6 protein-coding genes are annotated in these 7,830 nt (G+C 67.7%); 3 read left to right on the top strand and 3 right to left on the bottom strand.

Annotated elements, in window-relative coordinates; genetic code table 11:
• Positions 1–123: 123 nt before the first annotated feature.
• Positions 124–1,707, bottom strand: a complete 1,584-nt coding sequence (locus ABZ281_RS28420) for an MDR family MFS transporter (protein WP_356659971.1) — start codon at positions 1,705–1,707, stop codon at positions 124–126.
• Positions 1,708–1,829: 122 nt separating this feature from the next.
• On the opposite strand from ABZ281_RS28420, the gene ABZ281_RS28415 reads away from it, so the two are divergent.
• Positions 1,830–2,426: a helix-turn-helix domain-containing protein gene (locus ABZ281_RS28415; RefSeq protein ID WP_356659969.1), complete on the top strand. Its 597-nt coding sequence runs from the start codon at positions 1,830–1,832 to the stop codon at positions 2,424–2,426.
• Between the two features lie 22 nt (positions 2,427–2,448).
• On the opposite strand, the gene ABZ281_RS28410 is transcribed toward ABZ281_RS28415, so the two are convergent.
• The gene (locus ABZ281_RS28410) at positions 2,449–3,147 is read right to left on the bottom strand and encodes a M23 family metallopeptidase (RefSeq protein ID WP_356659967.1); all 699 of its coding nucleotides are present in this window, start codon (positions 3,145–3,147) and stop codon (positions 2,449–2,451) included.
• Positions 3,148–3,586: 439 nt separating this feature from the next.
• Here ABZ281_RS28410 and ABZ281_RS28405 point away from each other — a divergent pair, with 439 nt between their 5' ends.
• On the top strand, positions 3,587–4,225 hold the full coding sequence (locus tag ABZ281_RS28405; protein WP_356659965.1) for an HAD family acid phosphatase: 639 nt from the start codon (positions 3,587–3,589) through the stop codon (positions 4,223–4,225).
• Positions 4,226–4,294: 69 nt separating this feature from the next.
• Here the strand turns inward: ABZ281_RS28405 and ABZ281_RS28400 are convergent, their stop codons facing one another.
• Positions 4,295–6,820: an ATP-dependent Clp protease ATP-binding subunit gene (locus ABZ281_RS28400; protein WP_356659963.1), complete on the bottom strand. Its 2,526-nt coding sequence runs from the start codon at positions 6,818–6,820 to the stop codon at positions 4,295–4,297.
• 430 nt (positions 6,821–7,250) lie between these two features.
• Here ABZ281_RS28400 and ABZ281_RS28395 point away from each other — a divergent pair.
• Positions 7,251–7,830: SCO3374 family protein (locus ABZ281_RS28395; RefSeq protein WP_356659961.1), on the top strand; the 580-nt coding region annotated here is incomplete at its 3' end.

Below are 7,830 nucleotides of genomic sequence, written 5' to 3'. Positions count from 1 at the left end.
AAAACGCTCGACTGGAGAACCCCAGCCGAGCGCCTGCGTGATCTACTGACAGCCACGTAAGCCATCAGGTGTTGCGAGGACCCCGAGAATCCGCCACACTCCCGGGGGCCTCGTGCGGTGCGGTCAGACGGCTTCGACCATGGGCGGCTGCGCCGCCGGGGTGTCGGGCTTGCCGTCCTCCTTCGGTCCCGCTCCCTTCAGCGGCACCTCCTTGACGAACACGGCCGCCACGAGTGCGACCACCGCCACCACGGCTCCGAGCAGGAAGGCCGTGTGCGTGCCGGCGGAGACCGCGTGCTGGTACGCCTCCCGGACCAGCACCGGGAGTTTCTCCAGGCTCTTGGCGTCGAGCTGTGCCGACTGCTCGGTCACCTTGGAGCCCAGCGCACCGGCCCGCTCGCTCATGACGTCCTGGACGCGGTTGTTGAACAGCGCACCCATGATCGCGACGCCGAAGGAGGAGCCGAGCGTACGGAACAGGGTGGTCGACGAGGACGCGACGCCCATGTCCTTCATCTCCACGCTGTTCTGCGCGACCAGCATGGTGATCTGCATCAGGCAGCCCATGCCGAGCCCGACCACGGCCATGAAGACACCGGAGGTCAGTCGGGAGGTCCCGGTGTCCATCGTGGACAGCAGGTAGAGGCCGGCGATCATCAGCGCGCTGCCGGCGATCGGGAAGACCTTGTACTTGCCGGTGTTCGTGGTCACCCGCCCGGCGACCATCGAGGTCACGAGCATCGCACCGAGCATCGGCAGGAGCAGCAGCCCGGAGTTGGTCGCGGAAGCACCCTGCACGGACTGCTGGTACAGCGGCAGGAAGAGCGTCGCCCCGAACATCACGAAGCCGGTGATGAAGCCGATGACCGACATCAGCGTGAAGTTGAGGCTGCGGAAGATGTGCAGCGGCAGGATCGGCTCGGCGGCCCTGGTCTGCCAGAACACGAATCCGACCAGCGCGGCGACCCCGATGCCGATCAGCTCCATGATCCGCGCGGAGCTCCAGGCGTACTCCGTGCCGCCCCACGTGGTGACGAGCACGATCGCGGTGATGCCGACGGTCAGCAGCGCGGCACCCAGGTAGTCGATCCGCGCCTCGGAGCGCTTCTTCGGCAGGTGCAGCACGGCACCTACGGCGGCCAGCGCCACCGCTCCGAGCGGCAGGTTGATGTAGAAGGCCCAGCGCCAGCCCCAGTTGTCGGTGATCGTGCCGCCGACCAGCGGACCGCCGATCATCGCCAGCGCCATGACGCCGGCCATCATGCCCTGGTACTTGCCGCGCTCGCGGGGCGGGATCAGGTCGCCGATGATCGCCATGACGCCGACCATCAGGCCGCCGGCGCCGAGGCCCTGCACGGCGCGGAAGCCGATCAGCTCGCCCATGTTCTGGGCCATGCCGCTGAGCGCGGAGCCGACCAGGAAGATCACGATGGACGTCATGAACGTGCCCTTGCGGCCGTACATGTCGCCGAGCTTGCCCCACAGCGGGGTGGAGGCCGCGGTCGCGAGCGTGTAGGCGGTGACGACCCACGCGAGGTGCTCGAGCCCGCCCAGCTCACCGACGATCGTCGGCATCGCGGTGCCTATGATCATGTTGTCGAGCATCGCGAGCATCATCGCGATCATCAGTGCGAGCAGGACCACCCGCACGCTCTTCGGTTGTTTCCCCCCGGCGTCGGCCGCCGGTGTGTCCGTCGTGTCCGTCATCGCTTCCCACTCCCCCAGCTACCGCTACTTACTTGCCGACCGGCTAGTGACTACACTCGGAAGCTAGCCGCGGAACTAGCCGGGCGTCAAGTAAGTTTGATGGAACTCGGGGGCGTAGGAAGATGGGCGGCACCATGGACGGCACCAAGCAGCGGCGCCGCGGGGACACCCGCCGGCGCATCCAGGACGTGGCCCTCGAACTCTTCGCGGCGCACGGCTACGAGAAGACCTCCCTGCGCGAGATCGCCGAGCACCTCGAGGTCACCAAGGCCGCGCTCTACTACCACTTCAAAACGAAGGAAGAGATCCTCGTCAGCATCTTCGAGGACCTCACCCAACCGATCGAGGACCTGATCGAGTGGGGCCGGCAGCAGCCGCACACCCTCGCGACCAAGCAGGAGATCATCCGCCGCTACGCCGACACCCTCGCCGAGGCGACGCCGCTGTTCCGCTTCATGCACGAGAACCAGGCGACGGTACGGGACCTGCGGATCGGCGAGTCCTTCAAGGCCCGCATCCACAGCCTGCGCGACATCATCGTCGACCCGGACGCGGACCTGGTCGACCAGGTCCGCTGCGCCAGCGCGATCTTCACGCTGCACGCCGGCATGTTCCTGCTCCAGGACATGGGAGACGACCCCGAGGAGAAGAACAAAGCCGTCCTCGAGGTCGCCACGGATCTGGTGACCCAGGCCCACCGGGGAGCCGGGGGCTCCTAGGGCCTGGGGATCACACCTGGGGTCAGACCGTCACGCCCTTGGCGCGCAGGAACTTCACCGGGTCGATCGCCGAGCCGTAGTTCGGGGTCGTGCGGATCTCGAAGTGCAGGTGGGGGCCGCTCGAGTTGCCGGTGTTGCCGGACTTGGCGATCTCCTGGCCGGTCTTGACTATCTGGCCGACGTGCACCGTGACCTTCGACAGGTGGGCGTACTGGGAGTACGTGCCGTTGCCGTGCTTGATCACGACGGCGTTGCCGTACGCGGGGCCGTCGCCGGCGCCGTTGCCGCCGGCCTTGACCACGGTGCCGCCGTGGGCGGCGACGACCTGGGTGCCGCTCGGCACGGCGAAGTCCTGACCGCTGTGCTTGTGCGCCCACATGCCGCCGTTCTGGGCGAAGCTCGCGGACAGCTTGTACGTCTTCACCGGGTCGACCCAGGAGGGCTTGGCCTTCTTGGCAGCGGCCTTCTTGGCAGCGGCCTTCTTCGCGGCGGCGGCCTTGGCAGCCTTCTCAGCCTTCACAGCCTCGGCCTTGGCGGCCTTGGTCTGGGCGGCGGCCTGCGCCTGCACGGCACTGGAGGCGCCGGACGCGGCCGTGGTGTCGGCGGCGGACGCGACCCCGGCTCCCAGTGCGACCGAGACACCAAGGCCGGCGGCCAGCACGGTCGCACGGGTGCGGAGCTGGGACGTACGGGAGGAACGGGACGTGACGCGCTGGGACATCGAAACCTCGTATGGAAGGGGACGGAGAAAACCACCCGGCGCACAACCGCTCGCCGTGTGGCCATCCCTTGGTAACCCGAAGTCCGACAAACTCCCAAAAGCGTGATCTACGACGCTAGTTAGTAATTTGGTTCAGTGTTCTACGTCTCTTGACACAGCAGTCATTCAGAGCGAATCAGGGCATTGACCCGCACTTCCACCCCCACCGTGGGGCAAGAATCCCTTTCCTCCCGGCCTGGTATCCACTATTCCATCTAGTAACGGACATATCGCCTGTGCGCCATGTCACCGGGGCCCTCTTCGGCCATTCCGGAAATGTGGCGCACGCCTCTAGGCACTTACCGTCCGGTAACCCTACGGTTCCCCTCGCGCCACCCTCGCGCACGAGCATGCACACGACATGTTGGCAGCGTCACTGACGTGAGAGGACCCCCACGACATGCAGACCCGACGCCCCTGGTTGCGCCGCGCATCAGTGACCGCCGTCTCGGCGGCGGCCCTCGTGGCCATGGCCGCACCGGCCGACGCCGCGACCACCAGCCGGGCCTTCCCGACCGCCACCGCGTCCGCAGCCGCAGCCGCGGACGTCGACTACGGCACCTGGCAGAAGGACTGCCAGGCCGTGATGGACCAGGCGATGCCCTATCTGAAGCAGCGGATCGCGGCCACGAAGCCGGGCGAGAAGCAGGCCATCGTCTTCGACATCGACAACACGACGCTGGAGACGGACTTCGGCTTCAGCTACCCGCAACCGGCCAACAAGCCCGTTCTGGAGGCCGCCAGATACGCGCAGGAGCGCGGCGTCGCCCTGTTCTTCGTCACGGCCCGGCCGGACATCATCGCCTCGTTCACCCAGTACAACCTGAAGCAGACCGGCTACCAGGTCTCGGGGCTCTACGTCCGCAACTTCATCGACCTGTTCAAGAACGTCGCCGACTACAAGACGGCCCAGCGCGTCGACATCGAGCGCAAGGGCTACACGATCATCGCGAACATCGGCAACAGCGGCACCGACCTCTCGGGCGGCCACGCCGAGCGGACGTACAAGCTGCCGGACTACGACGGGCAGCTGTCGTAGGGAGCGTCCGGGCATGGAGAAGGGGCCGGTGCTGTTCAGCACCGGCCCCTTCTCACTGGGTCGTACGGCTCAGGCGTCCTTGCTCAGGTTCGGGCCCGTGCCACCGGCCGCCTGCTCGATCGGCGGGACGTCCGGGAGAGGCGCCTTCTCCTCACCGCGGAAGGTGAAGGTCTTGGTCTCGCCCTCGCCCTCCGTGTCGACGACCACGATGTGACCGGGGCGCAGCTCGCCGAAGAGGATCTTCTCCGACAGCGAGTCCTCGATCTCACGCTGGATGGTGCGACGCAGCGGACGCGCACCCAGCACCGGGTCGTAGCCCTTCTTGGACAGCAGCTCCTTGGCGGACTGGGAGAGCTCGATGCCCATGTCCCGGTCCTTCAGGCGCTCGTCGACCTTGCCGATCATCAGGTCGACGATCTTGAGGATGTCGTCCTGGCTGAGCTGCGGGAAGACGACCACGTCATCGACGCGGTTGAGGAACTCGGGCCGGAAGTGCTGCTTGAGCTCGTCCGAGACCTTGTTCTTCATGCGCTCGTAGTTCGACTTCGTGTCGCCCTGGGCCGCGAAGCCCAGGTTGAAGCCCTTGGAGATGTCCCGGGTGCCGAGGTTGGTCGTCATGATGATGACCGTGTTCTTGAAGTCCACGACCCGGCCCTGGGAGTCGGTCAGACGACCGTCCTCCAGGATCTGCAGCAGCGAGTTGAAGATGTCCGGGTGGGCCTTCTCGACCTCGTCGAAGAGGACGACGGAGAACGGCTTGCGGCGGACCTTCTCGGTCAGCTGGCCGCCCTCTTCGTAGCCCACGTAACCGGGAGGCGAGCCGAAGAGCCGCGAGACCGTGTGCTTCTCGCTGAACTCCGACATGTCGAGGGAGATCAGCGCGTCCTCGTCACCGAAGAGGAATTCGGCGAGCGCCTTGGACAGCTCGGTCTTACCGACACCGGACGGGCCGGCGAAGATGAACGAGCCACCGGGACGCTTCGGGTCCTTCAGACCGGCACGGGTACGGCGGATCGCCTTCGACAGCGCCTTGACGGCGTCGACCTGGCCGATGACCCGCTTGTGGAGCTCGTCCTCCATGCGCAGCAGGCGGGAGGACTCCTCCTCGGTCAGCTTGAAGACCGGGATGCCGGTGGCCGTGGCGAGGACCTCGGCGATCAGCTCGCCGTCGACCTCGGCGACGACGTCCATGTCGCCGGCCTTCCACTCCTTCTCCCGCTTGGCCTTGGCGGCCAGGAGCTGCTTCTCCTTGTCACGCAGGGAGGCGGCCTTCTCGAAGTCCTGCGAGTCGATCGCGGACTCCTTGTCGCGGCGGACGTCGGCGATCTTCTCGTCGAACTCGCGCAGGTCCGGCGGCGCGGTCATCCGGCGGATGCGCATCCGGGAACCGGCCTCGTCGATCAGGTCGATCGCCTTGTCCGGCAGGAAGCGGTCCGAGATGTACCGGTCGGCCAGGGTGGCGGCCTGGACCAGCGCCTCGTCCGTGATGGAGACGCGGTGGTGGGCCTCGTACCGGTCACGGAGACCCTTGAGGATCTCGATCGTGTGCGGCAGGGACGGCTCCGCGACCTGGATGGGCTGGAAGCGGCGCTCGAGGGCGGCGTCCTTCTCCAGGTGCTTGCGGTACTCGTCCAGCGTGGTGGCGCCGATGGTCTGCAGCTCACCGCGGGCCAGCATCGGCTTCAGGATGGAAGCCGCGTCGATGGCGCCCTCGGCGGCACCCGCACCGACCAGCGTGTGGAGCTCGTCGATGAACAGGATGATGTCGCCGCGGGTGCGGATCTCCTTGAGCACCTTCTTCAGGCGCTCCTCGAAGTCACCGCGGTAGCGGGAGCCGGCGACCAGCGCGCCGAGGTCCAGGGTGTAGAGGTGCTTGTCCTTGAGGGTCTCGGGCACCTCGCCCTTGACGATGGCCTGAGCGAGGCCCTCGACGACGGCGGTCTTGCCGACGCCGGGCTCACCGATCAGCACCGGGTTGTTCTTCGTACGGCGGGACAGCACCTGCATGACCCGCTCGATCTCCTTCTCGCGCCCGATGACCGGGTCGAGCTTGGACTCACGAGCGGCCTGGGTGAGGTTCCGGCCGAACTGGTCGAGGACCAGGGACGTGGAGGGGGTGCCCTCGGCAGGACCGCCGGCGGTGGCGGTCTCCTTGCCCTGGTAACCGGAGAGCAGCTGGATCACCTGCTGCCGCACGCGGTTCAGATCTGCGCCCAGCTTGACGAGGACCTGGGCGGCGACGCCCTCGCCCTCACGGATCAGGCCGAGCAGAATGTGCTCCGTGCCGATGTAGTTGTGGCCCAGCTGAAGGGCCTCGCGGAGCGACAGCTCCAGGACCTTCTTGGCACGGGGGGTGAAGGGGATGTGGCCGGACGGGGCCTGCTGGCCCTGGCCGATGATCTCCTCCACCTGCTGGCGGACCGCCTCGAGCGAAATCCCGAGGCTCTCAAGGGCCTTGGCGGCGACACCTTCACCCTCGTGGATCAGGCCCAGGAGGATGTGCTCAGTGCCGATGTAGTTGTGGTTGAGCATCCGGGCTTCTTCCTGAGCCAGGACGACAACCCGCCGCGCGCGGTCGGTGAACCTCTCGAACATCGTTAATCGCTCCTCAGAGCGGTCAGGCAGTGGGGGGAACTTCCCCTCCCTGTCCTTCCGCAGCTTAGTCCCGCAAGCGGGGACCGCTCATTCCAACTGCCGACACCGTCCTTGGCCTCCTGACCCCGAACGCCGACATCTGCTCCAACCCGATGGTGCGAGACGATGTTCCCGCAGGCCAGGCAGATACCCCACTCGCCAGTACGCCGATGGCGAACGTGAGACGGCCTTTCCTGCGTGTCGCCCCCTCCCACTAGGGATGTCTTACCCGCAGGGGCCGGAAGTCCATGCCGGGCGCCCCCGTTCCCTCCGCTACGGGCGAACAACCTTGCGCCTCTCCGCACCCCCGGCGCACCCCCGTTTGGCCACGCTGTGCGCTCATAACAGAACCCAGCGTAACCTGGGGGCCCTTCCGGCTGTTGCACTTGGCATGCTCGGCGCCCCTCAGCCCGTGACCGCATCCTCGACCCCGCCCCTCCCGAACCCCCGCCGGCCGCTCGACCCGGCCGGCGCGAGCGGTCAGGTCCGGTGGTGGTACGAGAACGAACTGGGGTGGCCGACGGTGCCCGGCGATCCTCTGCGGCTTGCGGTGGGGGTGCGCTACGACGTCTTGGACGTCCCGGCTGAGGCGGGGCACGCGGCTCTGCGGCGCCTGGCGCCCGGCTCCCCTGTCGCGCTTCACGGCGACCGGATGCTGCTCCTGGTGGCCGCGGGCAGCGCGGAGGAGCTCCCCGGGCTGCTGGAATGGCTGGAGTGGGGCGCCCTGGCGCCGGATCTGGCGGCGATCGGCGCGGGCGGCCTCATGGATGCGCCGTCGCCCCCGGCGCCGCACGGGGAGACGGCGGTGCCGCCGACGCGCGTGTCGCGCGCTGCGGCGCCCTGCGAGGCGGACGTTCCGCCTGCTCCCCGGGATCGGGTCGGTTCCCAGGGGGCCGCCGTGTGGCTGCGGCCCCCCGAGCCGGGATGCGAGGTCGAGGCCTCGCTGCCGACGCTGTCGGCGCTGGGGGACG

Origin of the sequence: Streptomyces sp. NPDC006265, from assembly GCF_040613555.1 — a bacterium.
In the GTDB taxonomy this organism is placed as follows: Bacteria; Actinomycetota; Actinomycetes; order Streptomycetales; family Streptomycetaceae; genus Streptomyces.
The sequence above is the reverse complement of the archived record's forward strand: the minus strand, read 5'-3'. Positions and strand labels throughout refer to the sequence as shown.

What these genes read in the sequence shown, in the direction of transcription:
- ABZ281_RS28420 (WP_356659971.1), bottom strand. Translation starts at nt 1,707, where the DNA reads ATGACGGACACGACGGACACACCGGCGGCCGACGCCGGGGGGAAACAA.
- ABZ281_RS28405 (WP_356659965.1), top strand. Translation starts at nt 3,587, where the DNA reads ATGCAGACCCGACGCCCCTGGTTGCGCCGCGCATCAGTGACCGCCGTC.
- ABZ281_RS28415 (WP_356659969.1), top strand. Translation starts at nt 1,830, where the DNA reads ATGGGCGGCACCATGGACGGCACCAAGCAGCGGCGCCGCGGGGACACC.
- ABZ281_RS28410 (WP_356659967.1), bottom strand. Translation starts at nt 3,147, where the DNA reads ATGTCCCAGCGCGTCACGTCCCGTTCCTCCCGTACGTCCCAGCTCCGC.
- ABZ281_RS28400 (WP_356659963.1), bottom strand. Translation starts at nt 6,820, where the DNA reads ATGTTCGAGAGGTTCACCGACCGCGCGCGGCGGGTTGTCGTCCTGGCT.